This window comes from Halomonas sp. YLGW01, from assembly GCF_014840935.1.
Classification (GTDB): Bacteria; Pseudomonadota; Gammaproteobacteria; order Pseudomonadales; family Halomonadaceae; genus Onishia.
This window is the reverse complement of the sequence record NZ_CP062005.1, coordinates 704,742-730,413: the sequence shown is the minus strand read 5'-3', so window position 1 is coordinate 730,413 and position 25,672 is coordinate 704,742. Positions and strand designations below refer to the sequence as shown.

Sequence of the window (25,672 nt, the reverse complement as noted above, 5' to 3'; positions counted from 1 at the left end):
TTGAATCCTTGGCGTCACGCCGGCTCAGATATCGAGCAGCAGGCGTGCCGGGTCCTCGAGCAGTTCCTTGATGGTGACCAGGAACTGGACCGCGTCCTTGCCATCGATCATGCGGTGATCGTATGACACGGCGAGGTACATCATCGGGCGAATCTCGACCTTGCCGTTCACCGCCATCGGACGTTCCTGGATCTTGTGCATGCCAAGGATCGCAGTCTGCGGCGGGTTGAGGATCGGCGTCGACATCAGCGAACCGAAGATGCCACCGTTGGTGATGGTGAAGGTGCCGCCCTGCATCTCGTCGATGCCGAGCTTGCCAGCCCGGGCCCGCTTGCCGAAGTCGACGATAGTCTTCTCGACATCGGCGATCTTCATGCTGTCGGTGTCACGCAGCACCGGCACGACCAGGCCACGATCGGTGGAGACGGCGACGCCGATATCCTGATAACCGTGGTAGACGATGTCGCCGCCGTCGATGGAGGCGTTGACGTCCGGGAAGCGCTTGAGCGCCTCGGAGGCCGCCTTGACGAAGAAGCCCATGAAGCCGAGCTTGGTGTCGTGCGCCTTGAGGAAGGTGTCCTTGTACTGGGCCCGCAGGTCCATGACCGCGCCCATATCCACCTCGTTGTAGGTGGTGAGCATGGCAGCGGTCTGCTGAGCCTCGACCAGGCGCTTGGCGATGGTCTTGCGCAGGCGGCTCATCGGCACGCGCTTCTCGGGACGCTCGCCTTCGGCGACCGGAGCGGCAGGTGCCGGGGCGGCTGCGGCGGCCGGGGCCTTGGACTTCTTGGCGCTGCCTTCCTTGACGGCCTTTTGGACATCTTCCTTCAGCACACGACCACCCTTGCCGGTGCCTTCGATCTTGGCCACGTCCAGGTCATGCTCGGCGACCATCTTGCGTGCCGCCGGGGCGAGGATCTTGTCGCCGACCTTTTCGTCACTGCCCTGGTCGTCGCTGCCTTCATCGGCAGAGGCACTCGCCTCGGCCGCTGGCGCGGCATCGCCGCCGGCGCCTTCGGCGAAGGTGGCCAGCACAGCCTCGGACTCGACCTGGGCGCCTTCCTCGGCCTTGATCTCGCTGAGGGCACCATCGGCGGGCGCGACGACCTCGAGCACCACCTTGTCGGTCTCGATGTCGACCAGCACTTCGTCACGCTTGACCGCTTCACCGACCTGCTTGTGCCAGGTCGCCACGGTGCCTTCCTGGATGGACTCCGGGAAGGTCGGGGCCTTGACGTCGTGGGTCTTGCCGGACGCTGCGGCCTTGGGAGCCGGCGCTGCGTCGCTCTTTTCTTCCGCCTTCGGTGCGGCCTTGGCCTCACCGGCGGCACCGAGCATGCCCAGGACCTGTTCGGAGGCGACGGTGTCGCCCTCTTCGGCCTTGATCTCGCTCAGGGTGCCCGCCTCGGGTGCCACGACCTCGAGCACCACCTTGTCGGTCTCGATTTCGACGATCAGCTCGTCACGCTCGACGCTGTCACCCGGCTTCTTGTGCCAGGCAGCGACGCTGCCCTCGGCAACGGATTCCGGAAAGGTAGGCGCTTTGATCTCGGTAGCCATTGAATTTCCCTTATGTATTCTCTCTCGTCCGGTGGGGACGCCTTCAGGCGTTGAAGGCGTCGTCCACCAGTTGGCGCTGCTGTTCTACGTGCACGGACATGTAGCCGGCGGCCGGCGCCGCGGAGGCAGGACGACCGGCGAACTTCAGGTCGCGCCCCATGCCATCGCGCAGCATGTCGGCGACAGCCCGCATGTGATGCTGGCTCTGGTACCAGGCGCCCTGGTTGAGCGGTTCTTCCTGACACCAGACGACCTGCTCGAGGTTCGGATACGCCTTGAGGGCCGCCTGCAGCTCTTCCTTGGGGAAGGGATAGAGCTGCTCGACGCGCACCACCGCGGTGTCTTCCCGCTCGTTCTCGGCGCGGTAGGCGGCGAGATCGTAGTAGACCTTGCCGGCACACAGCACCGCCCGCTTGACCTTCTCGGCCTCGAGTTTGCCCTGGTCGGGCAGCACCATCTGGAACTTGCCGTGAGCCAGTTCCTCGAGGGTGGAAGTGGCTTCCTTGTGGCGCAGCAGGCTCTTCGGCGACATCACCACCAGCGGCTTGCGCAGCGGACGAATCACCTGGCGACGCAGCAGGTGGAAGATCTGGGCCGGCGTGGTCGGCACGCAGACCTGCATGTTGTGCTCGGCACACAGCTGCAGGAAGCGCTCGAGACGGGCCGAGGAGTGCTCGGGGCCCTGACCCTCGTAGCCATGGGGCAGCAGCATGGTCAGGCCACACAGCCGACCCCACTTGGTCTCACCGGAGGAGATGAACTGGTCGACCACCACCTGAGCGCCGTTGAAAAAGTCCCCGAACTGGGCCTCCCAGACGTTCAGCGCATTGGGCACGGTGGTGGAGTAGCCGTACTCGAAGGCCAGCACGGCTTCTTCCGAGAGGAAGGAGTCGTGGATGGTGAAGCGCGGCTGACCGTCGGCGATATGCTCTAGCGGCACATAGGTGCTGCCGTCCTTCTGGTTATGGACCACCGCATGGCGGTGGGAGAAGGTGCCGCGGCCACAATCCTGACCGGTGATGCGGATCGGATGGCCCTGATCGAGCAGCGTGGCGTAGGCCAGGGTTTCGGCGAAGCCCCAGTTCAGCGCCATGCCACCGGCCACCATCTTGCGTCGGTCTTCATAGATCTTGGCGACCTGCCGCTGGACCTGAATGCCGTCCGGCACCTCGCACATCTTGTGGGCGAGCTGCTGCATGCGCTTCATGTCGACAGTGGTATCGGCATCGCCGGTCCACTCGTGGCCCAGATACGGTGCCCAGTCGACGAACAGCGAGGTATTCGGCTCCTTGACCAGGGCGTTGGCCACATGGTTGCCGGCCATCAGGTCGTCGCGGTACTTCTCCATCAGCGCCTTGGCTTCGTCTTCGCTGATGACGCCATCGTCGACCAGACGATTGACGAAGTGCGTGCGAGCCGACGGATGGTTCTTGATCTTCTGGTACATCATCGGCTGAGTGCCGGACGGCTCGTCGGCCTCATTGTGGCCGCGGCGGCGGTAGCAGACCAGATCGATGACCACGTCACGCTTGAACTGGTGGCGGTAGTCGATGGCCACCTGGGTAGCGTGCAGCACCGCGTCCGGATCGTCGCCGTTGACGTGGAAGATCGGCGCCTGGACCATCTTGGCGATATCGGTGCAGTACTCGGTAGAGCGCGTGTCGCCAGGATGGGAGGTGGTGAAACCGACCTGGTTGTTGATCACGATGTGCACCGTGCCGCCGGTCTTGTAGGCACGGGTCTGTGACATCTGGAAGGTTTCCATGACCACGCCTTGCCCTGCGAAGGCCGCGTCACCATGGATATTGATCGGCAGCACCTTGCTGCCGTCGCTGTCGTCGCGACGGTCCTGACGGGCCCGCACCGAGCCCTCGACCACCGGAGACACGATTTCCAGATGCGACGGGTTGAACGCCAGCGCCAGATGCACTTCGCCGCCCGCCGTCATCACGTTCGAGCTGAAGCCCTGGTGATACTTGACGTCGCCGGAGCCCTGGGAGATTACCTTCTTGCCGTCGAATTCCTCGATCAGCTCGGAGGGGCTCTTGCCCAGGATATTGACCAGCAGGTTGAGGCGACCACGGTGCGCCATGCCGATGACGACTTCCTTGGTGCCATAGCTGCCGGCCCGCTGGATGATCTCATCCATCATCGGGATGAAGCTCTCGCCGCCCTCGAGACCGAAACGCTTGGTGCCCGGGTACTTGGACGCCAGGTAGCTTTCCAGCCCTTCGGCCGCGGTCAGCCGCTCGAGCACATGCTTGCGCACGTCCGGGCTGAACTTGGGCTTGGAGCGCACCGATTCGAAGCGCTGCTGCAGCCAGCGTTTCTCTTCGGTGTCGACGATATGCATGATCTCGCAGCCGATGGAGCGACAGTAAGTCTGCTCCAGGGCACCCACGATCTCCTTGAGCGGCGCCTTGTCCTTGCCCAGGAAAAACGAGCCTGTCTGGAACTCGGTGTCCAGATCGGCTTGCGTCAGCTGGTGGAAGGACAGATCGAGATCCGGCACCGGCACCTGACTGCGCAGATTCAGGGGATCGATATCGGCCTTCTGGTGGCCACGAAAGCGATACGCATTGATCAGCTGAAGGACCTTGACCTGCTTCTTGCTCTCGCCGCTGTCGACGCCGGGCGCGGCCTGTGCGCTGCGCGGGGACTTGGCAAGCTGATAGAACTGGTCGCGAATCGGACTAAGCGGAATGTCCTGGGAGGGGCTGCCTTCCGGGCGGGGCAATTGATCGAAGTAATTGCGCCACTCGTCGGGGACAGCGTTTGGATCGACGAGGTACTGTTCGTAGAGCGCTTCCACATAGTGGGCATTACCGCCACTGACATGGGAAGTGCGCCACATCAACTCCATTATGCCTTCTTGCATCTCTCGGTCACCCTGCACTGATGGGGTGTTATCGGCGCCATCTACGGCATCGCCGCATCGGCGTGACTGTTGCCCTGCCGGTTGGGCTTATGTCTTGATCCGGCGAGCCTCGGCATGAGCCGAAGGCCCAGGTCACGATCGTCAAGAGCCGGTGCACGGGGCACCGGCTCTTGACGACGGGGCCGGCTCAGCCGCGGCATATGGCCGCGGCCAGAGAACGGCGCCCATCATAGCAAGACGAGCGCGACGATTTAAGTGGCATTCGCCAGCAGCATCTCGCGGATCTTGCCGATCGCCCGTGTCGGGTTGAGTCCCTTCGGACAGACCGCCACACAGTTCATGATGCCGCGGCAGCGGAACACGCTGAACGGATCTTCGAGCTCGGCCAGACGCTCGCGAGTCGCCTCGTCGCGGGAATCGGCCAGGAAGCGATAGGCCTGCAGGAGGCCTGCCGGGCCGACGAACTTGTCCGGGTTCCACCAGAACGACGGGCAGGAGGTCGAGCAGCAGGCGCACAGGATGCATTCGTAGAGGCCATCGAGCTTGTCGCGATCCTCCGGCGACTGCAGGCGCTCGATGGCCGGCGCCGGCTCGTCGTTCTGCAGGTACGGCTGGATGCGCTCGTACTGCTTGTAGAACAGCGCCATGTCGACGACCAGGTCACGGATGACCGGCAGGCCCGGCAGCGGGCGCAGGGTCAGCTTGCCGTCCTTGACCACCTCGGACAGCGGCGTGATGCAGGCCAGGCCGTTCTTGCCGTTCATGTTCATGCCGTCGGAGCCACAGACCCCTTCCCGGCAGCTGCGACGATAGGCCATGGAGCTATCCTGCTCCTTGATCATGGCCAGGACATTCAGAACCATCACATCGCGGCCCTGAGTGTCCACCTGGAACTCCTGCATGTAGGGCGCGGAGTCGGTTTCCGGATTGTATCGGTAGACGGATACCTGAAGCATGGACATCGTGGACCCCCTTAGTAGGTACGGACTTTCGGCTCGAAGGTGTCGACGGTCTTCGGCTTGAAGTTCACGTCGCGCTTGCCCAGCGTCTTGGTGGCCGGGAAGAACAGCGAATGCTTCAGCCAGTTGACATCGTCACGGTCCGGATAGTCGTAACGGGAGTGCGCACCACGGCTTTCCTTGCGCTCCAGCGCGGAGATCGCGGTGGCCTCGGCCACTTCCATCAGGTTATCGAGTTCCAGGGCCTCGACACGCGCGGTGTTGAAGGCATTGGACTTGTCGCCCAGGTGAGCGTTCTTGATCCGCTCGCGCAGATCGGCCAGCTTCTTGACGCCTTCCTGCATGTTGTCTTCCTGACGGAAAACGCCGAAGGCGCTCTGCATGATCTCCTGCAACTCGGCCTTGAGGGCCGGCACCGACTCGCCACCATTGGACTCGTTCCAGCGATTCAGGCGCGTCATGGCCGCATCGATGTCGGACTCGGTCGGGTCGAGGTACTCGATGCCCTCGTTCAGGGCGCTCTCGATGTACATGCCGGCGGCGCGACCGAACACCACCAGGTCGAGCAGCGAGTTGCCGCCCAGGCGGTTGGCACCGTGGACCGACACGCAGGCTGCCTCGCCACAGGCGAACAGGCCGTTGACGATCTGGTCGTTGCCGTCCTCGTCCTGCATGATCGCCTGACCGTGCACGTTGGTCGGAATACCGCCCATCATGTAGTGGCAGGTCGGCACGACCGGGATCGGCTCCTTGGCCGGATCGACGTGAGCGAAGGTCTTGGACAGCTCGACGATGCCCGGCAGGCGCTTGCCGAGGACTTCCTCACCCAGGTGATCGAGCTTCAGGAAGACGTGATCGCCCTTCTCGCCGCAGCCACGACCCTCGAGGATCTCCATGACCATGGAACGGGCGACCACGTCGCGGCCGGCCAGGTCCTTGGCGTTCGGCGCATAGCGCTCCATGAAGCGCTCGCCGTCCTTGTTGATCAGGTAGCCACCCTCGCCTCGACAACCCTCGGTGACCAGGGTGCCGGCGCCGTAGATGCCGGTCGGGTGGAACTGCCACATCTCCATGTCCTGCATCGGGAAGCCGGCCCGCAGGGCCATGCCGATGCCGTCGCCAGTGTTGATCAGGGCATTGGTGGTAGAGGCATAGATACGGCCCGCACCGCCGGTGGCCAACACCGTGGCCTTGGACTTGACGTGCACCACTTCGCCGGTCTCGATGCACATGGCGATACAGCCCACCACGTCACCGTTGGCGTTCTTGACCAGATCGACCGCATACCACTCGTTGAGGAAGGTGGTATTGTTCTTCAGATTATTCTGATAAAGCGTGTGCAGCAGGGCGTGACCGGTCCGGTCGGCGGCGGCACAGGTACGCGCGGCCTGGCCGCCCTTGCCGAAGTCCTTGGACTGGCCGCCGAACGGACGCTGGTAGATGCGGCCGTTATCGAAACGGGAGAACGGCAGACCCATGTGCTCGAGCTCGAACACCGACTTGGGGCCTTCGGAACACATGTACTCGGCCGCGTCCTGGTCGGCGATGTAATCGCCGCCCTTGACGGTATCGTACATGTGCCAGCGCCAGTCGTCGTTCGGGTCGGCGGAGGCGATCGCGCAGGTGATGCCGCCCTGGGCGGACACGGTATGCGAGCGGGTCGGGAAGACCTTGGAGAGGACCGCGGTCTTCTTGCCGGACTTGGCCAGCTCGAGGGCGGCACGCAGGCCGGAGCCGCCGCCACCGATGATGATTGCGTCGAAGGTCAGGCTACGCATGTTAGACATTTATCAGGCTCCCCACAGGACTTGAACGCCCCACACCAGAAAGACAAAGATCGACAGGATGATCACGGTCTGGGCGGTGACGCGAATGCCGGTCGGCTTCAGGTAGTCGGTGGTCACGGTCCACAGGCCGATCCAGGCGTGGGCGGCGATCGACACGAAGGCGAGCAGCGAGAAGATGCGCATCCAGGTGGCGCCGAACAGAGCGCTCCAGGTGGCGTAGTCCAGGTTCGGGTGCAGCAGCAGATAGCCGACCATGAAGAGCGTATAAAGCGCCAGGATGACGGCCGAGACGCGCTGAATCAGCCAGTCGGACAGGCCGCTACGACCGAAGTTCGTGATGTTGGTTACCATACCCAGACTCCTGCCAGAATCACCAGAACGGCACTGATCACCACGGTGATCTGCGCTTTCTTGATACCGCCCTCGAGGGTCACGCCGATATCTACATCCATCAGCAGATGCTTGATGCCCGCCACGAAGTGAAAGGCCAGGGCGGACAGCAGGCCCCAGGCAATCAGCTTGGCCAGGAAGTTATGGGCGATCGCATCGCTCACGGCCTCGAACCCCTGCGGGGAAGACAGCGACGTATCGAGCGCCCATAAGGCGAAGATCAAGCCGATGAAGAGGAGGATGCCGGTGATGCGGTGAGTGATCGACGTTAGTGCCGGGAGGGGGAACTTGATCGTGCTGAGATCGAGATTTACGGGTCGTTTGCTATTCACGGCTCTTTACACACTCTCTTGGCCCGCTGTGGGTGCGTCGGGGCTAGGGCCCGAGCGGGCGGTGGTTTTGAGGAAGGGCTCGGCCGTCTGCCAAGTCGGCACGACCACACGTGTCGGCCGGTCGCGCGGGGTGGATTATAGGGATTGGGCGCAACCATGACAAATGGTGACAGCCGGGTGCCCCGGCAGTTACGCCTTGACCCGCAACGGGAAAGGCGCACAATGATGCAAAGCACCAATAACTGTACAAAACAAGTACAGAACTATCAAGATTGCACAAGGCGGCCAGCCGAATGGCGAATTGACAATCCTTGGATCGATTCTATAGTGGGGCCCACTTTTTCCCGCCCGCGTGACAAGCGAGTCAAGGACTTATCGCCTTATACCAGACAATGAGGAGCCTAGCATGGCTGACAGAAAAGCACATTTGACGATAGATGGTCTGGACGAAGCGATCGAGCTGCCGGTCTATTCTGGTACGGCCGGTCCCGACGTCATCGATGTGCGCACGCTGAGCGCGGCCGGCCTGTTCACCTATGACCCGGGATTCATGGCAACCTCCGCCACCCAGTCAGCCATTACCTATATCGATGGTGGCCAGGGCATCCTGCTGCATCGCGGTTATCCCATCGACCAACTGGCCGCCCACTCCAACTTCCCCGAGCTCTCCTACCTACTGCTGTTCGGCGAACTGCCGAGTGCCGAGCAATATGAAGAGTTCGAGCGGACCGTGCGCAACCACACCATGGTCCATGAGCAGCTGGCCAACTTCTACAAGGGCTTCCGTCGCGACGCCCACCCGATGTCGATCATGTGTGGCGTGGTCGGCGGCCTGGCCGCCTTCTATCACGACCACATGGACATCACCCGCGAGGAAGACCGGCGCATCAGCGCGATCCGCCTGATCGCCAAGATGCCGACCCTGGCCGCCATGTGCTACAAGTACAACATCGGCCAGCCCTTCATGTACCCGCGTAATGATCTGAATTACAGCGAAAACTTCCTGTACATGATGTTCGGCAATCCCTGCGAGACCTACGAGATCAACCCGGTGTTCGCCAAGGCCATGGATCGCATCTTCATGCTGCATGCCGACCATGAGCAGAACGCCTCGACCTCCACGGTACGCCTGGCCGGCTCCACCGGGGCCAACCCCTTCGCCTGCATCAGCGCCGGCATCGCCGCGCTCTGGGGCCCGGCTCACGGCGGCGCCAACGAAGCCGTGCTGAACATGCTCGACGAGATCGGCGATGACTCCGAGGAGAACATCCAGGCCTTCGTTGACCGCGCCAAGGACAAGAACGACCCGTTCAAGCTGATGGGCTTCGGCCACCGGGTCTATCGCAACTTCGATCCACGCGCCAAGGTCATGAAACAGACCTGCGACGAGGTGTTGAGCGAACTGGGCATGGCAGACGACCCGCAGCTCAAGATCGCCAAGCGCCTGGAACAGATCGCCCTGGAAGACGACTACTTCATCGAACGCAAGCTGTACCCGAACGTCGACTTCTATTCCGGCATCATCCTCAAGGCCCTCGGCATCCCGACCAACATGTTCACCGTGATCTTTGCCGTGTCGCGCACCATCGGCTGGATCTCCCACTGGAACGAGATGATCAGCAGCGGTGACCACAAGATCGGTCGCCCGCGTCAGCTCTACACCGGCTACACCAAGCGCGACTACCCGGCCAAGTAAGCCGCGATGGTCACGCCATGAACGAAAAGAGGTCGCCCACGGGCGACCTCTTTTCTTTCTACCCTGGCAAGAGAGGCTGCCGCCACACAACAAGGAGAACACCATGAGCGACAACGCCATCCACACCATCGCCTTCATCGGTCTGGGCGTCATGGGCTACCCCATGGCCGGGCATCTGGCCAGGGAAGGCTACGCGGTACGGGTCTACAACCGCACCTCAGCCAAGGCCGAAGCCTGGACGAAGGACTATCCGGGCAGCCACCATGCCACGCCCCGAGAGGCCGCCAAGGGCGCCGACCTGGTACTGGTGTGCGTCGGCAACGATGATGACGTGCGCCAGGTCACCCTGGGCGACCAGGGGGCCCTGCACGGCCTCAAGGAAGGCGCCGCGCTGGTCGATCACACCACCGCCTCGGCCAACCTGGCCCGCGAACTCGACAGCGCCTGCCGGGCGCAGGGCGTCGCCTTTCTCGATGCCCCGGTGTCGGGCGGCCAGCAAGGCGCCGAGAACGGGGCCCTGACCATCATGTGCGGCGGCGAGGAAGGTGACTTCCAGCGCGTCCGCCAGGCACTCGGCGTCTATGCGCGCGCCCTCAACCTGCTCGGCCCTGCCGGCAGCGGCCAGATGACCAAGATGGTCAACCAGATCTGCATCGCCGGCCTCGTCCAGGGCCTAGCCGAGGGCCTCCATTTCGCCGAGCAGGCGGGGCTCGACCGAGAGCAGGCCATCGAGGTCATCTCCCAGGGCGCCGCCGGCTCCTGGCAGATGGAGAACCGCCACAAGACCATGATCGAGGATCAGTACGATCACGGCTTCGCGGTGGACTGGATGCGCAAGGACCTGGCCATCTGCCTCGACCAGGCCCGGGAGCTCGACGCCCGCCTGCCGGTCACCGCCCTGGTCGATCAGTTCTACGGCGACGTCCAGGCCATGGGCGGCGGCCGCTGGGACACCTCCTCGCTGCTCAAGCGCCTGCGGCGCGACTAAGCCGCCCTCCTCTTCACCGTCGCCGCCTCACAGCGGCTCGCTCGATCACGGGCCCGGCGACATGCCGGGCCAAGGCACCCTCTCTCGGCGCGGCGGTCTTCGCGCCTGCGGGAAAGCTCCCGCCCCCCCCCGATGCGCCTCACAGGGACCGGAAGGCGCCCCTCCCGGACTTGTCGGCTGCACAAGCCTTGTCTCACTTCCCTGTCGGCATTCTCTTACATCGGCACTCGCTCGACGGGGACGGGAGCGACGCCTCGCCCTGCCATCTCGCCGGGCAGACCGGCTGGGAACTGGCCTTGTGGCGTTTTCCACACTTTCTGTGGATAAGTCTGTTCAAAACCTTGAGAAAAGTGCCAGCAGCCACCATGACAGGGGGGTTACGCTCAAATTGATCACTTTTTAACCAGTTATAACGCATTGATTTTATTAGATTTATTAGAAAAGCCATACTCTAGGATGAAAGGTATAAGAATTATACACAAGACGCGGGCAGGACGAAGGGGACGTGGACAACTCAGCGCCCATGTCAAGTATCAAGACGGCCAAATCGGCGAAAACACCGGGATCGGCAACAGCAGCATGCCCATGACCAGGGAGACACCAGCACGGTGTTGGTCAGGTTAGATAAGGTGGGATCAGACGGAATGACAGCGACAAAAAAAGACGCCTTAAGCGTCTGGTTTTCTTTACTGACAACTGCTGTAGGAGAATCGGATGGCGTCCCATAGGGGGTTCGAACCCCTGTCACCGCCGTGAAAGGGCGGTGTCCTGGACCACTAGACGAATGGGACGCATTATAACCCGTTCTTGGCTCCGGAACATGTGTTCCGTTCGAGATTGGTGGAGCCTAGCGGGATCGAACCGCTGACCTCAACACTGCCAGTGTTGCGCTCTCCCAGCTGAGCTAAGGCCCCGTGTCTCTCGAGAACGAGGCGTATGTTACTGATTCGCCCCGCTCTCGTCAACACACTTTTGCCACTTATTTGAGCCGGCCTACAGCTCGCGGAATTCCTTCTCGAGGCGCTTGGCCTGCTTCTTCGACACACCACCCAGCACGTCGATGGCGTGACGCAGCCGCGCCCGCGTCATGTCGGAGCCGAGGATCGCCATGGCGTCCATCACCGAGGTGGAGGTCGTCGAGCCGGTGATGGCGATGAACACCGGCGCCAGGAAGGCCTTCATCTTGAGCCCGAAGTGCTCGCCCAGTAGCTTGACCTCGGCCAGCAGCGTTTCCTTGTCCCAGCGGCTCACACCCTCGAGGCGCCAGACCAGGAACTGCAGCAGTTTGATGAGCTCGTCGCGCTCGAGCTTGACGCTTGAAAAGCTCGACTCGTCGATGGCCGGCAGGCCCGAGAAGAAGTGTCCGGCCAGCGGCATCACCTGAGACAGGGTATCCACCCTGGGACGCACCTGGGGCAGGATCTCGCGCACGTAGTCCTCGTTGAAGGCCCAGTCGCGCAGCGCCTGCAACAGTGCCGTGTCGTCCAGATCCTCGCGAATATAGACGCCGTTGAGCCAGGTCAGCTTCTCCAGGTCGAAGACCGGACCGCCCAGGGACACGCGAGAGATATCGAAGTGCGCCATCATCTCATCGAGGCTGAACTTTTCCCGCTCGTCGGGCATCGACCAGCCCATGCGACCCAGATAGTTGGTCACGGCCTGGGGCAGGAAGCCCATGCGGCGATAGTAGTTGATCGAGGTCGGGTTCTTGCGCTTGGAGAGCTTCGACTTGTCCGGGTTGCGCAGCAGGGGCATGTGGCAGAGGGTCGGCATCGGCCAGCCGAAGTATTCATAGAGCAGCTGATGCTTGGGTGCCGAGTTGATCCACTCCTCACCGCGCAGCACATGGGTGATGCCCATCAGGTGATCATCGACCACATTCGCCAGGTGATAGGTCGGCATGCCGTCGGACTTGAGCAGGATCTGCGCATCGACCTGCGCCCACTCCACCTCGATGGTGCCACGCAGCATGTCCTCGACCACACAGGTGCCCTCGCTGGGTACGGCCATGCGTACCACATGGGGCCAACCCTCGGCCTCGCGGCGGGCGTGTTCCTCGGCAGGCAGCGCCAGGTCGGCCGGCTTGAGGGCCATGTGCAGACCGGAGGCCTTGCGGGACTCGCGCAGCTCATCGAGCTCCTCGCTGGTGCGGTAGCACTTGAACGCATGCCCCGCCTCGAGCAGCTGGCGAGCGTACTCGGCGTAGATATCACCGCGCTCGCTCTGACGGTAGGGGCCATGGGGGCCACCGACGTCCGGGCCCTCGTCCCAATCAAGCCCCAGCCAGTGCAGGGAATCGAGGATCATCTGCTCGGATTCTGCCGTGGAGCGTTCGCGGTCGGTGTCCTCGATGCGCAGGATAAACTGGCCGCCGAGGGCCCGGGCGAAGCACAGGTTGAACAGGGCGATGTAGGCGGTGCCCACGTGGGGATCGCCGGTGGGGGACGGCGCGATACGGGTACGTACGGTCATGTCGATCGATCCATGGGTGATTGAAACCTGGCGGGCATTATACGCACTCCCCCGGCCCCCATCAGCCGGGAATCATCCGCGGCCCGTCGAGTCCATAACCGGACCGCCCGGTGTGGCGGCCTCGATGATCCCCCTCCCTCAATGACGAGGACGCCCCATGCTCAAGCACCTTCCCGACGATTTCACCGCCGTGATCACCGGTGCCGGCGGCGGCATCGGCCGCGCCATGCTAAAGGCCCTGCTGCAAAGCCCCCGCCCCGGTCGAATCATCGCCATGTCGCGTCAGCCGCCGGCGCAGGATGACCCGCGCCTCACCCACCTGGCGCTGGATGTCACCACCGACGAGGGGCTCGGTGCGCTCGCTGAGCACCTCGAGGGCACGCCCGTTCACCTCGTCTTCAATGCCGTCGGTACCCTGCATGACGACACGCTCGGCATCGCCCCGGAGAAGAAGCTCGACGAGTTGAGCTTCTCGGCCCTGGATCATCTCTTTCACGTCAACGCCGCCACGCCGGCCATGCTGCTCCGGGCCCTTGAGCCCTCGCTGAAGGGCCAGCACCCCACCCTCTTCGCCAGCCTCTCGGCGCGGGTCGGTTCGATCGGCGACAACGGGCTCGGCGGTTGGTACGCCTATCGCGCCAGCAAGGCGGCCCACAACATGCTGCTCAAGGGCGCCAGCGTCGAGCTCAGGCGTCTCAACAAGCAGGCCATCCTGCTCAGCCTGCACCCCGGCACCACCGATACCGGGCTGTCCAAGCCCTTCCAAGCCAGGGTGCCGGAGGGCAAGCTGTTCTCCCCCGCCTTCGTCGCCGAGCGGCTACTCGAGGTGATGGATGCCCGCACCCCCGCCGACAGCGGCAGTTTCTGGGACTGGGCCGGCGAGCCGATTCCCTGGTAAAGGGACGCTTGTCTGGCAGGCCCTACGGGGGAATGCCTATAGCGCCAGGTGCTCGCGGAACCAGTCAGTGATGAAATCCAGGTAGGCCCGGGTCTTGTCCGGCAGGTACTTGCGCGAGCGGAACAGCACCAACATGCTGCCGTGCTCGTTCCAGTAGGGCTGCAGCAGCGGCACCAGCTGCCCTTCGGCTACGGCCGAGCGGGCAGCGAAGGTCGGGAGGTAGGCCAACCCGAAGCCGGCCTTGGCCGCCTCCACCACCCCCAGCAGATTGTTGATCACCAGCCGCGAGTTCGGCTCGATATCCAGCGGCTGGCCATTGAGCGAGAAGCGCCAGTGGGCGCCCAGGTCGTAGTTGCCGTAGAAAACGGTGTCGTGGTCACGGATGTCCTGGGGATGCAACGGATCGGCGACCCGCGCCAGGTACTCCGGCGCCGCATAGAGCCCATAGACCACCTTGCACAACGGCCTGGAGACCAGGCTCGAGGGCGGCAGGGGCCCCATGCGGATCGCCAGATCGACGGCGTCATCGATCGGCTCGAAACGCTGATCCTCGAGCAGGATCTCCACCGCCACGTCGGGGTAGCGCCGCATGAAGGCCGTGGTGGGTTCGGCCAGGTACATGAAACCGAAGCTGACCTGAGCACTCACCTTGAGCTGTCCGCGCGGCCGCGCCGTAACTGACTGCACCTGGGCCTCGGCGGCCTCCAGTTCCTCGCGGATGCGCAGGCCATGTTCGTAATAGATCTGCCCGGCCTCGGTGAGGTGCAGCGAGCGGGTCGAGCGATGCAGGAGATTGACCCCCAGCTCGTCTTCGAGCGCCGCCACCCTCTTGGAGGCCATGGACTTGGAAATTCCCAGCCGCCGCGAGGCGGCGGTGAAGCTGCCGGCTCTCACCACCTCGACGAAGACCCTGAGGGCATCGAGCACTGCCATTGTCGACTCCTTGCCGGTACTCACGGGTGCAAGTTTCCAAAATGGAAACACTGGTTTTCGATTGTACCCACTTATTCCGCAAAGGCCGACTCCCTATACTGCACGGGCGTGGTCAAGGCAGCGAGAATCGGTGCCTCGGCCATGCCACCGTCATCAGGCGAAGGCAATCCCGCCGTCGCCTGGATGTCGCCTTCAGTGCATTTCTTTTTTGCGTGACCGGCTCGACCGGCGCGCATTTCTTTTTTTGTGCTCGCGCTCCCCGATATACAGGCATCTCCCATACCGACATCTCTGCTGCCTGCGCCTTGGCAAGCGACCGCGCCGCTACTCATCGAACAGCACGGCACTATTCATCGAACAGATAGTCACGGCGATAGTCGATGACGTTACCCAGCCCATGGGGCGACCGCGCCACCAGTGGCCCCGTCAGGTGTTCGCCGCGTGTGCCGATGCGATTCTTGACCGGCGTCGGCTGGACGTCGGCTACCGGCATCGAGACCCGAATCTGATAGCGTCCGGCCACCAGACCACTACCCGGCCCCAAGGGGCCCACCGCGAAGGCGCCATCGCGGACCTCGGTTCGTGATTGCCAACTGACCCCGCTGGCGCTGCGCTCCAGTTCCACCAGCAGCCGAGTCCGGTCCGGCAGATTGGTACGCCCGGTCACCTCGAGACGTCGAGCCGGCGTCAGCGCCGTCGTCGTGGTCACACTGACGGGCTCGCTGAGCACGGCTATGGTCGAGGAGGCCGCCGCGTCGTCTCGCGCGGGCGTCGATGTCGCCGGGGCGGAAGCCGACGAAGCGGCGTCATCGCCGGCCGGCGGCGTCGAGCCGCCTTCACAGCCGACCAGCGCCAGCAGCAGGACAGCGCCCAGCACCCTCGTCGCCCAGCGTGAACGCCATGGCTCCCGTTGCCTCATCTTCCTGTTGCGCCCCTCGTGCATACTGCCTCCCCTTTACCTCGCCTGTTCTCCATTCTGACGCCTGGCATCGACTCGCGTGAACCCGGGCTCTATCAAATGACCGTGACGGGAACCGTTGAATTCCGCGCACGAGGACACGGGCAGCACCGACCCGGCGCGCCCCGTCGTCAAAAGGATGAGATGGCAGGAGGAACCGAGTCGCCGACCCGTCAGGGCTGCTGGGCGCAGTTCAGGCAACGGGTCGTGGAAGGCAGCGCCGTCAGCCGCTTGGCCTCGATGGGGGTGCCACAATCTTCACAACGCTCGCCGTCTCCCGCAGCGATGCGCGCCAAGGCATGCATCACCTGCTTGAGTTCGGCTTCCGCCTCGTTTTCCAGCGCATCGACCACCTCGCTACTCTCGAGCTCGATGGACTGATCCTCCAGGTCCTTGTCCAGGGCGCCCTCAGAGCGCTCCTTGCTGTCACGATATCGCTCGAGTCGCGCAATCAGATCGTCTCGCAGGGCCTCGAGGGCCATGGTGCGTTGACTCATGTCATTCCCTCTCGACTCACTCTGGCATTTGGCAATAAACGGATACGCTTGAGGATAGTCCTAGCACCAGCCACGCACACGGGCAATTCCCCTTCTCACGTCGGTCGACGCTACCCATGGGCACCATGACTCCCTGGCCGTCGCTCTACCAGCTTGAACGCGAACTTGCGCCTGGACGATGGCCTGGGTCCGATTCCTCTTCTGTATGTCCCCTCGCTCCCTCACCGCGCCGCCAGTAGCCAAACCAGCGAGGGTCATGTATCTTCGCCAAACTAGCGTCAAGGCCATAATGCATTGCCACCACCCGCCGTCTGGCATCCGTCCTCGCGGGTGAGACGCGCGGCGTCGGCGGCACTCCCTGGTGCGTCACGGGCATTTACCGCCACGAGCTCGTGGTGTGACCGTCGCCATCGAGGCAGTCTTCGCGAATGCCCCTGACGTGTCTGACGCACCGACTCCATGGCCTCCGCCACCGGTGACCGCTGCTCGCCGAGGTCCGGCAATGCGGATCGCCTGGCGCCGCAGGGCGAACACTCGCTGGCAGATCATGAAACGCGTGTTACCTGCTGGCGTGGCAGCGTTCACGAATCGCCAATATGAACTAGACGAGCCTCTTTCGGTCAAGTAATCATCGCCTGTGAATGGTCTGCGGCACGAGGCTTGGTCGTCCACATGGACGTTCCAAGGGTCGTCGTCGACAACCCAGCTCGGCCTGGCACCTCGGCTCATGACACGCGATACCGAGACACTTGGTCGGTTCGCCAGCATCGCCAGACTCTCTTCACCCCAGGGCAATGATTTAAGTGCTGCGGCTTTCCCATGGATCCAGGGGCTCGAACTCGGGTGCTTAGAATCCAGGGCTCACGTCATGCAGCGCCAATGTAATAAGGGTTGATTCAATTAAATGAACCACGATATCGCCATTCCTTTATCGGGAATGGGCATAGCATCAGGAACAGCGTAAATGATGAGTGATTTAAGCGAGTTTGAAGAAAGCATGCGGCGCGAGATCAGCGCGTTCCAGGACGAAAGTGAGAAAGAAAGGGCCAAGCGCCTGGCACAAGCCGCCGAGCAGACCATCCTACCGAGCAAGAAACCTCGCCCGACGCAGCGCCCCACCAAGCAGCAGGTGGAGTCCTACAAGACTGGTCACCTGGTCAAGCTGGCCGTGCGCACCAAACGCCTGGAACTGGATACCGTCTTCGAGCACCGCTCCAGCAGCATTTCGCGCCTGGAAGCTCAGATGGAAGCGGAAGAAGCCGCCAAGAAGGCCGGCTACCCGATCATCGGCTACCTGATCGATATCGAGCGCCTCTGATCCCGCTGAATCATTCACTGCCTCGGCATGGCAAGGACATCCGGTCCGCCCCCCATGCAGCCGGCGAGCAGGTGTGGGAGAATACGCCGCTTTCCAGGGTGCGCGTATCGCACCGTATTTCCGATCCACGCCCCCTGATCCACGCCCCCAGCCCTTCGGCTCCGGCGATCCGGCGATCCGGCGATCCGGCGATCCGGCGATCCGGCGATCCGGCGATCCGGCGATCCGGCGCAACAGCGGCCATCAGGCTTCACGGCGACGGCAACAGGGCATCACCACGGCACTGCAACATTATGACTGACCTGGCCAATCCGACCCCGACTCCCGCGCCGCTGGATCGCACCTTCTCGGTGGCCCCGATGATGGACTGGACGACCCGCGACTACCGCGCCTTCGCCCGCACCCTGAGCCGTCGTGCCCTTTTGTATACCGAGATGGTCACCACCGGGGCGATCCTGCATGGCAGCCCGCGGGAGCGATTCCTGGGCTATGACGGCGTGGAACACCCCCTCGCCTTGCAGCTCGGCGGCAGCGATGCCGGCGAACTGGCCGAGTGCGCGGCGATCGCCGAGGCCTGGGGCTATGACGAGGTCAATCTCAACGTCGGCTGCCCCAGCGATCGGGTGCAGAACAACCTGATCGGCGCCTGCCTGATGGGGCATCCGGACAAGGTGGCGGCGGCGGTCAAGGCGATGCAGGCGGCGGTGTCGATCCCGGTGACGGTGAAGTGCCGCATCGGCATCGACGACCAGGACGAGGACGCGGATCTCGAGCGTTTCATCGGCGAGGTCGCCTCCGCCGGCTGCGAGATCTTCTCCTTGCATGCCCGCAAGGCCTGGCTCGAAGGCCTGTCGCCCAAGCAGAACCGCGACGTGCCGCCGCTGAACTACGGCCGCGTGCATCGGCTGAAGCAGCAGCACCCCGAACTGCACATCGGCATCAATGGCGGCATCAAGACCCTGGACGAGTGCCGCACACACCTGGAACGGGTCGACAGCGTGATGATCGGTCGCGAGGCCTACCAGAACCCCTGGCTGCTGGCCGGCGTCGATGAGGCGCTCTATGGCCAGCCAGGGCCGGCGGCGAGCCGCCATGACGCGGCTCGCGCCTTCCGCCCCTACATCGCCACGCGGCTTGACGAAGGCGCCAAGCTCAACCACCTCACCCGCCACCTGCTGGGCCTCTTCCAGGGGTGTCCGGGCGGCCGACGTTTCCGCCGTCACCTCTCGGAAAACGCCCACCGGGATGGCGCCGGGCTCGAGGTCTTCGACGAAGCGCTGTCACTGGTCTCAGAGGAGCGCCTGGCCCAGCCGGCCTGACAGCAAGGATGGGGCCCGAGCTGCCCCGTCATTGCCAAACGCCAGCATCCGCCCTTTCCGCGCTGGTCTGCCGGCTACTCATGTCTGACGGCGACGACATGCCGTCGGGCTACGCCATGCCCTCCGGGACCGGGTCGTAATCCGACTGGAAGGTCTCGACCGCGCTTTCGGCCTCCTCGATGGCATCGAAGCGCGCCACATGAAAAAGTGCTTCCCCCTCATTGGCAAGCGGCAGGTTGCCCATGCCGATCACGATACCATCGGCGGTGGCACGCACCTCCTCCTCCGAATTGCCGAAGGGGTCGGCGACCTTGCCCAGCACCTCGCCCTTGGCGACCCGAGCGCCGAGACGCACCTTGGGCCTCAGAATGCCGTCGATCGGCGCCCGCGCCCAGCTCGAGCCATTGGCGATCTCTGCCGGACGCGGCGTGGCGCGACGGCGGTCGCTGGCCAACATGCCGATGGCGCGCATCACCCGGCGCACGCCTCGCACCCCGGGGGCGATCGCCCACTCGTCGAAGCGCAGCGCCTCGCCGGCCTCGTAGGTCAGCACCGGCACACCGCGGTTCTGCGCATAGTGGCGCAGGCTGCCCTCGCGCAGCTCGGCGTTGAGGATCACCGGCACACCGAAGGCCATGGCGATGGCCTCCGTCTCGCTGCCCGGCGTCAGCTGGGCCCGGATCTGTGGCAGGTTGGTGCGATGGATGGCGCCGGTGTGCAGGTCGATGATGTGGCTGGCCTGATCGACGATCTCTTCGCGAAACAGCGCGGCGACCCGCGAGCCCAGCGAGCCGGTCTCGCTGCCCGGGAAGCAGCGATTGAGATCGCGACGATCGGGCAGGTAGCGGCTGTGCTGCACGAAGCCGAAGACGTTGACGATGGGCACCGCGATCAGGGTGCCGCGCAGCCCCTGAAGGCCCTTCAAACGCAATAGACGGCGCACGATCTCGACGCCATTGATCTCATCGCCGTGGATGGCGCCACAGACCAGCAGGGTGGGACCGGGCTGGCGGCCATGCACCACCTCGACGGGAATGTGCAGCGGCGCATGGGTGTAGAGCTTCGCCACCGGCACGTCGATCTGAGCGCGGCTACCGGGGGACACCCTGACACCGGCGAGTTCGAAGGGGGCACGAGCCATGAGCGGAGTTTCCTTATTCGCAAACAGGGGTGCCGGTGCCTTACCGCGCCCGGGCCGGCGGCGCTGGACGAGCACCGTCTCGAAGACAGCATGTCGACAACAGTAGGTTGAAAACAGGGATTTGAAAACGGCGTTTTGAAAACAGGATTCTGATAACACGATTTCAATCGATTGCCGTTATACGCCCTCGCGGCAGGCATGACGAGCTCGACCGCTCGATCTGCGACGATTGATGCATACACGCATGCATGTAAGTGGACGCTCAATGCGCTAGAATGACCCCACCATTCCCCGTGACGATCAACGCCCTTCCCTATGGCCCGAAAGACCAAAGCCGACGCCGAGGCGACCCGCGAGGCGCTGCTGGATGCCGCCGAGGACATCTTCTTCGAGAAGGGCGTCGCCCGCACGACACTGGAACAGATCGCCCGCCATGCGGGAATGACCCGTGGCGCCGTCTATTGGCACTTCAAGAACAAGGCGGATCTGTTTCACGCCATGAGCGACCGGGTGCACCTTCCCTTCGAAGAGCTGACCCGGGAGCTGGACGCCCCGCAGCAGGGTCATACGCCGATCGAGACCATTCGCCTGACGCTCAGACATGCGCTCATGCGCATCGAACAGCCCCGCCATCGCCGCGTGCTCTCGATCATCCTGCATCGCTGCGAGTTCTTCAGCGACATCAACCCGCTGCAGATGCAACACCGGATGGCCAATGACTGCTACCGCTCGATGCTGCGCCACTTCGAGATGGCCGAGCGCGCCGGACAGCTGGCACCGGGCGTCGATGCGACCCGGGCCGCCCAGATGATGGAATACACCATCGGCGGCATGCTGCACGACTGGCTGCGTACCCCCGAGGAGTACTCCCTCACCGAGCGGGGCCGGGGCATCATCGATAGCCTCCTCGACCTGCTGTCCCGCGATACCGCAGAGCCGTCCTCCCCGGCCGACGGTTCTGCCTGAACGCCTTATTCGCCCTCTCTTCGCCTCCTTCCCCGCCGCCGTCTCCCTGCGCGCCCTGATCGTTCACCCCAAGGCATAAACGCCACCAGAGGGCGGCCAACGTCCCCAGGCGCGCCCGCGCACTAAGACCCAAAAAAGGCCGCTTCCCCGGTGGGGAAGCGGCCTGGTCGGGCGATCACGGCAAGGCGATCAGTGCGTGGACGACTCCAATGCCATGTCGTCGTGGCGCCGGCCACGCTTGTCGGCCAGCCATTGCTGCACGTTGGCGATCATCGCGTAATAGGTCGGCACGAACAGGCTCGCCAGCACGGCCACCGAGGCCATGCCCACCGCCACGGTGGTGCCGATGTGCTGGCTGCTGGTGTCACTGGCACCGGTGGCGGTGGCCAGCGGCAGGGTACCGAAGATGAACGCCAGCGAGGTCATCACGATCGGCCGGAAGCGCAGCTCGGAGGCGATCATCGCCGCCTCGCGGATCGACTTGCCGTGCTCCTTGCGCTGCAGCTCGGCGAACTCGACGATCATGATGGCGTTCTTGGCGGCCAGGCCGACCACCACCAGCATGCCGATCTCGACATAGACGCTAATATCCAGCCCGCGCAGCACGATGCCCCCGATGGCGCCCAGGAAGGCGAAGGGCACCGCGGTGATCACCGCCAGCGGCAGCGACCAGCTCTCGTACTGGGCGGCCAGGATCAAGATGATCATGACGATGCCGAACACCACCGCCAGGGTGGCCGCATTGCCGGCATTGGTCTCCTGGTAGGCGGTACCGGTCCAGCCCATGCCCCAACCATCACCCAGGGTGTCCGCGACCACCTCCTGCATGGCCTCGACCGCCTGACCGGAGCTGTAGCCCGGCGCCGGCCCGCCCTGGAACTGCGCCGCCGGATAGACGTTGAAGCGCGTCATCACCGCGGCGGTGGACTGCCGCTCGAGGGTCACGAACTCGGAGAGCGGAATGCGCTCGCCGTCGCCGCCCCGTACGAAGATCTGATTCAGTGCGTCCGGGGTCTGACGGAACTCGGCCTCGTTCTGCATGTAGACCTGGAAGTTGCGGCTGCGATACGAGAAGTAGTTCACGAAGCCGCTGCCCAGAGTACTCGACAGGGTGGTGTGCAGGTCATCCAGCGACACGCCATAGCTCAGGGCCTTCTCGCGATCGATCTCGGCGCGGTAGGACGGCACATTGGCGTTGTAGGTAGTGAACACCCGGTTGAGCTCGGGCCGCTGGTTGGCCGCCTGCATCACCTTCATCGAGGCCTGTGCCAGTTCCTTGGCGCCGGCCCCCTCGTAGGACTGCAGGTAACCGGTGAAACCGCCGGTGGTCGACAGGCCGATGATCGGCGGCAGGTTGAAGGCCATCGCCTTGCCGCCGTCGAGGCCGGCCCCGAACTGCATGATCTGCCCGATCAACTCGCTGGCACTCATGTCACGCTCGGCCCAGGGTTCCATGGCGATGAACATGATGCCACGGGCGGAGTTCACTGCGCCGGACAGCATGTCATAGCCCGCCACGGCGGCCACATAGCGCACCGCGGGCACCTCTTCGATCTTGTCGCTGAGCCGCGCCATGTAGTCCTGGGTGCGCGCAAGCGAGGCCGCCTCGGGCAGGGTGACACTGGCCAGCACCATGCCCTGGTCGGTCTCGGGCACCAGCGAGGTCGGGGTGCTCTCGTAGAGGGCATAGGAGCCCACGCAGGTGGCGATGCCCAGTGTCAGCGCCAGGATCCAGCGCTTCACCAGCAGGGCCACCAGCCACAGATAGGCCCGGGTCACGGCGGCAAAGCCGCGATCGAAGGCGCGCAGCGGCGCGGTCAGACCCTGAACCAGCCGGGAGCGGGGATGGCGCGACTTGTGGCGCACGAAGATCGCGCACATCGCCGGCGTGAAGGTCAGCGCCACCACCGCCGAGATCGCCACCGACACCGCGATGGTCAAGGCGAACTGCTGATAGATCTGTCCCGTGAAGCCGCCGAGGAAGCCCACCGGCACGAACACCGCCGCCATGATCAGCGAGGTGGCGATGACCGGGCCGCCGACCTCCGTCATCGCCCGGCTGGTGGCGGCCAGGATTCTGATATTGGGGTCTTCCTCGAGGATACGCTCGACGTTCTCCACTACCAGGATGGCGTCGTCGACCACGATGCCGATGGCCAGTACCAGGGCGAACAGCGACAGCAGGTTGATCGAGAAGCCGAACAGGTAGAGCCCGGCGAAGGTGCCCACCACCGACACCGGCACCACCGACATGGCGATCGCCGTGGTCCGCCAGTTCTGCAGGAAGATCAGCACGATCGCGGCGACGATCAGGAAGGCCTCGATGAAGGTATGCTCCACCGTGTTAACCGAGGCATCGATGAACAGGGTAGTGTCGTAGGGCACCTTGTACTCGAGCCCCGGCGGGAAACGCTCCTGGAGCCGGTCCATGGTGGCAATCACCTGCTTCGCCGTCTCCAGGGCGTTGGCACCGGGCTGCTGGCTGATCATGATCGGCGTCATGCTGCCGCCGTTCAGCCGTGCATCGACGTTATAGGACGAAGCCCCCAGCTCGATGCGCGCCACGTCATCCAGGCGCAGCGCCGAGCCGTCCGCGTTGGTGCGCAGGATGATGTCGCGGAACTCGTCGGCGCTCTTCAGGCGCCCCGGCGCGGTGATGGTATAGCTGTAGGCCCGCGCCTCGCCCTGCGGGGTCTTGGCCAGGCCGCCCGCGGACACCTCGGTGTTCTGGGAGCCGACCGCCTCGGCCACCTCGGCCGGCGTCATGTCGTACTCGGCCAGCTGATCCGGATTGAGCCAGATGCGCATGGCGAACTCGCCGCCCCCCAGCACCTCGGCGCTGCCGACCCCGGGCACCTGGCGCAGCTCGTCGAGCAGGTTGAGGGTCGCGTAGTTCTGCATGAAGGTGGCATCATAATCGTTCTGCGGCGAGGTCAGGCCCAGCACCATCAGGATGCTGCTGGACTTCAACTCCACCGTGACGCCCTGCGACTGCACCGACTCGGGCAGCTGCGACAGGGTCTGCTGGACCCGGTTGTTGACATTGATGGTGTTGGTGTCACCGTCCGAGCCGATCGCGAAGGCGATGTTCATGCTCAGGGTGCCGCTGTCGGAGGTCGTCGAGTTCATGTAGAGCATGTTCTCGACGCCGTTGATCGCCTCGGCGAGAGGCGCAGCGACCGTCTGTGACACCGTGTCGGCGTCGGCCCCCGGGTAGCTGGCCTCCACCGACACCGTCGGCGGCACCACGCTCGGGTACTGCTCGATGGGCAGCGCACGCAGCGCCATGATGCCCACCAGCGCGATGATCACCGACACCACGGTGGCAAACACCGGCCGGCGGATGAAGAAATCGGAAAACGTCATGGATCAGCTCCCGCTCGCTGCGTCGCCGTCGAAGGGCTGGGGGTCGATGGTGATACCCGGCTGAACACCGCCCGGGTCGCTGGCGAGCACCCGGTCACCGACCTCGAGGCCGCCCTTGATGATCAGCCAGTGGCCGGCGGTCTCGCCGAGCTCCACGGTACGCGACCGCGCCTTGTCCTCGTCGTCCAGCACGAACACCTGCGGTCCCATCAGCCCCTCGGTCACGGCGATCTCGGGAACCGCCAGGACGTCATAGCGCTTGAGGCCCTCGAGGGAGACACGCACGAACTGCCCCGGCAGAAAGCGGCCCTCGGGATTGTCGAACATGGCCCGGGCCTCGATGGTGCTGGTGCTCTCGTTGACCCGGCTACCCAGGAAGTCGAGCTCGCCTTCGAGACGCTGGGCGACACTCCCCTGCTCCGCGGGACGCGACAGGGTTGCCGCGATCGGGGCGGCCTTGTCGTCACGCTGACGCCGCAGCGCCAGGGCGTCGGCCTGGGGCAGCTGGAAGCGCACCTCGAGGGGATCCAACGGAGTGATGGTGGCAAGCTCGGTGCCGGACTGCACCAGGTTGCCGACGTTGACCTCGCTCAGGCTGATCGCGCCGCCGACCGGGGCGGCGACGTCGGTGTAGTCCAGGTCGATGCGGGCGCTGTCCAGCGCCGCCTGCGCCTGAGCCACGCTGGCCCTTGCCACCTGCAGGTCCGCCAGCGCATCGTCGTAGTCCTGACGACTCACCGAGTTCTGATCGAGCAATCGTTCGTAGCGGGCGGCGTCCCGCTGAGCACGCTCCCGCTCGGCCTTGGCGCTGGCGAGGTCGGCCTCGGCGCTGTCCAGCGCCGCCTGGTAGGTGGCCCGCTCGATGGCATAGAGGCTGTCGCCCTGTGCGACTCGCTCGCCAGGCTCGAACTGACGTGCCTCGAGCAGACCGCTGACCCGCGCCACCACCGTGACCTCGTTCTCGCTGGAGAGCAGCGACGGGTAGGACTTGTCCAGCGCGATATCGCGCCGCTCGAGGGTCATGACCTGACCGGGCGTCGGCGGCGCCGCCTGACCGTTCCCCGCGGCCTGGGCCTGGCCACTCGACTCGCTGCCGCAGCCGGCCAGCAGCCCCGCCAGGCCAAGGCCCAGCAACGCCAGGCGCCAGCGGCGCATCGGGTGTGCGTTATCCTGCATGTGTGTCTCCCGCTCGAATGTTGAAATCAATGCGTTGT

The 25,672-nt window shown here is 64.2% G+C and carries 19 protein-coding genes and 2 tRNA genes; 6 read left to right on the top strand and 15 right to left on the bottom strand.

Annotated features, from left to right (window positions below; genetic code table 11):
* Nucleotides 1-24: 24 nt before the first annotated feature.
* The 6 genes from odhB to sdhC form a co-directional block, all read right to left on the bottom strand.
* Nucleotides 25-1,560 carry a 2-oxoglutarate dehydrogenase complex dihydrolipoyllysine-residue succinyltransferase gene (gene odhB / locus IEJ03_RS03390; protein ID WP_192036311.1) on the bottom strand — a complete coding sequence of 512 codons (1,536 nt, stop codon included), beginning with the start codon at nucleotides 1,558-1,560 and terminating at the stop codon, nucleotides 25-27.
* Between the two features lie 43 nt (nucleotides 1,561-1,603).
* Nucleotides 1,604-4,438 (bottom strand): 2-oxoglutarate dehydrogenase E1 component, encoded by a 2,835-nt coding sequence (locus tag IEJ03_RS03385; protein WP_192036310.1) that lies wholly within the window; start codon nucleotides 4,436-4,438, stop codon nucleotides 1,604-1,606.
* A 251-nt stretch (nucleotides 4,439-4,689) separates the two neighbouring features.
* A complete protein-coding gene (locus tag IEJ03_RS03380; protein WP_192037160.1) occupies nucleotides 4,690-5,394 on the bottom strand; it encodes a succinate dehydrogenase iron-sulfur subunit in 705 nt (234 codons plus the stop codon).
* A gap of 17 nt (nucleotides 5,395-5,411) precedes the next feature.
* Nucleotides 5,412-7,184 carry a succinate dehydrogenase flavoprotein subunit gene (gene sdhA, locus IEJ03_RS03375; RefSeq protein WP_192036309.1) on the bottom strand — a complete coding sequence of 591 codons (1,773 nt, stop codon included), beginning with the start codon at nucleotides 7,182-7,184 and terminating at the stop codon, nucleotides 5,412-5,414.
* A gap of 3 nt (nucleotides 7,185-7,187) precedes the next feature.
* The gene (gene sdhD / locus IEJ03_RS03370) at nucleotides 7,188-7,535 is read right to left on the bottom strand and encodes a succinate dehydrogenase, hydrophobic membrane anchor protein (protein WP_192036308.1); all 348 of its coding nucleotides are present in this window, start codon (nucleotides 7,533-7,535) and stop codon (nucleotides 7,188-7,190) included.
* Complete coding sequence (gene sdhC / locus IEJ03_RS03365; protein ID WP_192036307.1) at nucleotides 7,529-7,906, bottom strand: succinate dehydrogenase, cytochrome b556 subunit; 378 nt, start codon at nucleotides 7,904-7,906, stop codon at nucleotides 7,529-7,531. Before sdhC ends, sdhD begins: the two co-directional genes overlap by 7 nt.
* Before the next feature lie 406 nt (nucleotides 7,907-8,312).
* On the opposite strand from sdhC, the gene gltA reads away from it, so the two are divergent.
* Both gltA and IEJ03_RS03355 read left to right on the top strand, forming a co-directional pair.
* Nucleotides 8,313-9,602 (top strand): citrate synthase, encoded by a 1,290-nt coding sequence (gene gltA, locus IEJ03_RS03360; RefSeq protein ID WP_192036306.1) that lies wholly within the window; start codon nucleotides 8,313-8,315, stop codon nucleotides 9,600-9,602.
* 103 nt (nucleotides 9,603-9,705) lie between these two features.
* Nucleotides 9,706-10,590, top strand: coding sequence for an NAD(P)-dependent oxidoreductase (locus tag IEJ03_RS03355; RefSeq protein WP_192036305.1), 885 nt, complete (start codon nucleotides 9,706-9,708; stop codon nucleotides 10,588-10,590).
* A gap of 715 nt (nucleotides 10,591-11,305) precedes the next feature.
* On the opposite strand, the gene IEJ03_RS03350 is transcribed toward IEJ03_RS03355, so the two are convergent.
* From IEJ03_RS03350 to gltX, 3 genes are all read right to left on the bottom strand, one after another.
* A tRNA-Glu gene (locus tag IEJ03_RS03350) sits at nucleotides 11,306-11,381 on the bottom strand.
* Nucleotides 11,382-11,428: 47 nt separating this feature from the next.
* Nucleotides 11,429-11,504: transfer RNA gene (locus IEJ03_RS03345), tRNA-Ala, on the bottom strand.
* A gap of 79 nt (nucleotides 11,505-11,583) precedes the next feature.
* Complete coding sequence (gene gltX, locus IEJ03_RS03340) at nucleotides 11,584-13,062, bottom strand: glutamate--tRNA ligase (RefSeq protein WP_192036304.1); 1,479 nt, start codon at nucleotides 13,060-13,062, stop codon at nucleotides 11,584-11,586.
* Between the two features lie 157 nt (nucleotides 13,063-13,219).
* Between gltX and IEJ03_RS03335 the strand changes: the two genes are divergently transcribed.
* A complete protein-coding gene (locus tag IEJ03_RS03335) occupies nucleotides 13,220-13,960 on the top strand; it encodes an SDR family NAD(P)-dependent oxidoreductase (RefSeq protein ID WP_192036303.1) in 741 nt (246 codons plus the stop codon).
* Between the two features lie 36 nt (nucleotides 13,961-13,996).
* On the opposite strand, the gene IEJ03_RS03330 is transcribed toward IEJ03_RS03335, so the two are convergent.
* The 3 genes from IEJ03_RS03330 to IEJ03_RS03320 form a co-directional block, all read right to left on the bottom strand.
* Nucleotides 13,997-14,893 carry a LysR family transcriptional regulator gene (locus tag IEJ03_RS03330; RefSeq protein ID WP_192036302.1) on the bottom strand — a complete coding sequence of 299 codons (897 nt, stop codon included), beginning with the start codon at nucleotides 14,891-14,893 and terminating at the stop codon, nucleotides 13,997-13,999.
* A gap of 346 nt (nucleotides 14,894-15,239) precedes the next feature.
* Entirely contained in the window at nucleotides 15,240-15,770 is a 531-nt protein-coding gene (locus IEJ03_RS03325; RefSeq protein WP_192036301.1) for a hypothetical protein, read from the bottom strand.
* Between the two features lie 254 nt (nucleotides 15,771-16,024).
* The gene (locus IEJ03_RS03320) at nucleotides 16,025-16,348 is read right to left on the bottom strand and encodes a TraR/DksA C4-type zinc finger protein (protein ID WP_192036300.1); all 324 of its coding nucleotides are present in this window, start codon (nucleotides 16,346-16,348) and stop codon (nucleotides 16,025-16,027) included.
* 964 nt (nucleotides 16,349-17,312) lie between these two features.
* Between IEJ03_RS03320 and IEJ03_RS03315 the strand changes: the two genes are divergently transcribed.
* Together IEJ03_RS03315 and dusA are read left to right on the top strand one after the other, a co-directional pair.
* A complete protein-coding gene (locus IEJ03_RS03315) occupies nucleotides 17,313-17,666 on the top strand; it encodes a hypothetical protein (RefSeq protein WP_192036299.1) in 354 nt (117 codons plus the stop codon).
* Nucleotides 17,667-17,959: 293 nt separating this feature from the next.
* Nucleotides 17,960-18,985 (top strand): tRNA dihydrouridine(20/20a) synthase DusA, encoded by a 1,026-nt coding sequence (gene dusA / locus IEJ03_RS03310; RefSeq protein WP_192036298.1) that lies wholly within the window; start codon nucleotides 17,960-17,962, stop codon nucleotides 18,983-18,985.
* A gap of 109 nt (nucleotides 18,986-19,094) precedes the next feature.
* On the opposite strand, the gene IEJ03_RS03305 is transcribed toward dusA, so the two are convergent.
* Nucleotides 19,095-20,126 carry a succinylglutamate desuccinylase/aspartoacylase family protein gene (locus IEJ03_RS03305; protein WP_192036297.1) on the bottom strand — a complete coding sequence of 344 codons (1,032 nt, stop codon included), beginning with the start codon at nucleotides 20,124-20,126 and terminating at the stop codon, nucleotides 19,095-19,097.
* Nucleotides 20,127-20,441: 315 nt separating this feature from the next.
* On the opposite strand from IEJ03_RS03305, the gene IEJ03_RS03300 reads away from it, so the two are divergent.
* The gene (locus IEJ03_RS03300) at nucleotides 20,442-21,092 is read left to right on the top strand and encodes a TetR family transcriptional regulator (protein WP_192036296.1); all 651 of its coding nucleotides are present in this window, start codon (nucleotides 20,442-20,444) and stop codon (nucleotides 21,090-21,092) included.
* Nucleotides 21,093-21,281: 189 nt separating this feature from the next.
* Here IEJ03_RS03300 and IEJ03_RS03295 read toward each other — a convergent pair whose 3' ends face one another.
* The gene (locus IEJ03_RS03295) at nucleotides 21,282-24,458 is read right to left on the bottom strand and encodes an efflux RND transporter permease subunit (RefSeq protein ID WP_192036295.1); all 3,177 of its coding nucleotides are present in this window, start codon (nucleotides 24,456-24,458) and stop codon (nucleotides 21,282-21,284) included.
* A 3-nt stretch (nucleotides 24,459-24,461) separates the two neighbouring features.
* Entirely contained in the window at nucleotides 24,462-25,634 is a 1,173-nt protein-coding gene (locus IEJ03_RS03290; RefSeq protein ID WP_242458037.1) for an efflux RND transporter periplasmic adaptor subunit, read from the bottom strand.
* Nucleotides 25,635-25,672: the final 38 nt, after the last annotated feature.

What these genes read in the sequence shown, in the direction of transcription:
- odhB (WP_192036311.1), bottom strand. Translation starts at nt 1,560, where the DNA reads ATGGCTACCGAGATCAAAGCGCCTACCTTTCCGGAATCCGTTGCCGAG.
- IEJ03_RS03385 (WP_192036310.1), bottom strand. Translation starts at nt 4,438, where the DNA reads ATGCAAGAAGGCATAATGGAGTTGATGTGGCGCACTTCCCATGTCAGT.
- IEJ03_RS03380 (WP_192037160.1), bottom strand. Translation starts at nt 5,394, where the DNA reads ATGCTTCAGGTATCCGTCTACCGATACAATCCGGAAACCGACTCCGCG.
- sdhA (WP_192036309.1), bottom strand. Translation starts at nt 7,184, where the DNA reads ATGTCTAACATGCGTAGCCTGACCTTCGACGCAATCATCATCGGTGGC.
- sdhD (WP_192036308.1), bottom strand. Translation starts at nt 7,535, where the DNA reads ATGGTAACCAACATCACGAACTTCGGTCGTAGCGGCCTGTCCGACTGG.
- gltA (WP_192036306.1), top strand. Translation starts at nt 8,313, where the DNA reads ATGGCTGACAGAAAAGCACATTTGACGATAGATGGTCTGGACGAAGCG.
- IEJ03_RS03355 (WP_192036305.1), top strand. Translation starts at nt 9,706, where the DNA reads ATGAGCGACAACGCCATCCACACCATCGCCTTCATCGGTCTGGGCGTC.
- gltX (WP_192036304.1), bottom strand. Translation starts at nt 13,062, where the DNA reads ATGACCGTACGTACCCGTATCGCGCCGTCCCCCACCGGCGATCCCCAC.
- IEJ03_RS03335 (WP_192036303.1), top strand. Translation starts at nt 13,220, where the DNA reads ATGCTCAAGCACCTTCCCGACGATTTCACCGCCGTGATCACCGGTGCC.
- IEJ03_RS03330 (WP_192036302.1), bottom strand. Translation starts at nt 14,893, where the DNA reads ATGGCAGTGCTCGATGCCCTCAGGGTCTTCGTCGAGGTGGTGAGAGCC.
- IEJ03_RS03320 (WP_192036300.1), bottom strand. Translation starts at nt 16,348, where the DNA reads ATGAGTCAACGCACCATGGCCCTCGAGGCCCTGCGAGACGATCTGATT.
- IEJ03_RS03315 (WP_192036299.1), top strand. Translation starts at nt 17,313, where the DNA reads ATGATGAGTGATTTAAGCGAGTTTGAAGAAAGCATGCGGCGCGAGATC.
- dusA (WP_192036298.1), top strand. Translation starts at nt 17,960, where the DNA reads ATGACTGACCTGGCCAATCCGACCCCGACTCCCGCGCCGCTGGATCGC.
- IEJ03_RS03305 (WP_192036297.1), bottom strand. Translation starts at nt 20,126, where the DNA reads ATGGCTCGTGCCCCCTTCGAACTCGCCGGTGTCAGGGTGTCCCCCGGT.
- IEJ03_RS03300 (WP_192036296.1), top strand. Translation starts at nt 20,442, where the DNA reads ATGGCCCGAAAGACCAAAGCCGACGCCGAGGCGACCCGCGAGGCGCTG.
- IEJ03_RS03295 (WP_192036295.1), bottom strand. Translation starts at nt 24,458, where the DNA reads ATGACGTTTTCCGATTTCTTCATCCGCCGGCCGGTGTTTGCCACCGTG.
- IEJ03_RS03290 (WP_242458037.1), bottom strand. Translation starts at nt 25,634, where the DNA reads ATGCAGGATAACGCACACCCGATGCGCCGCTGGCGCCTGGCGTTGCTG.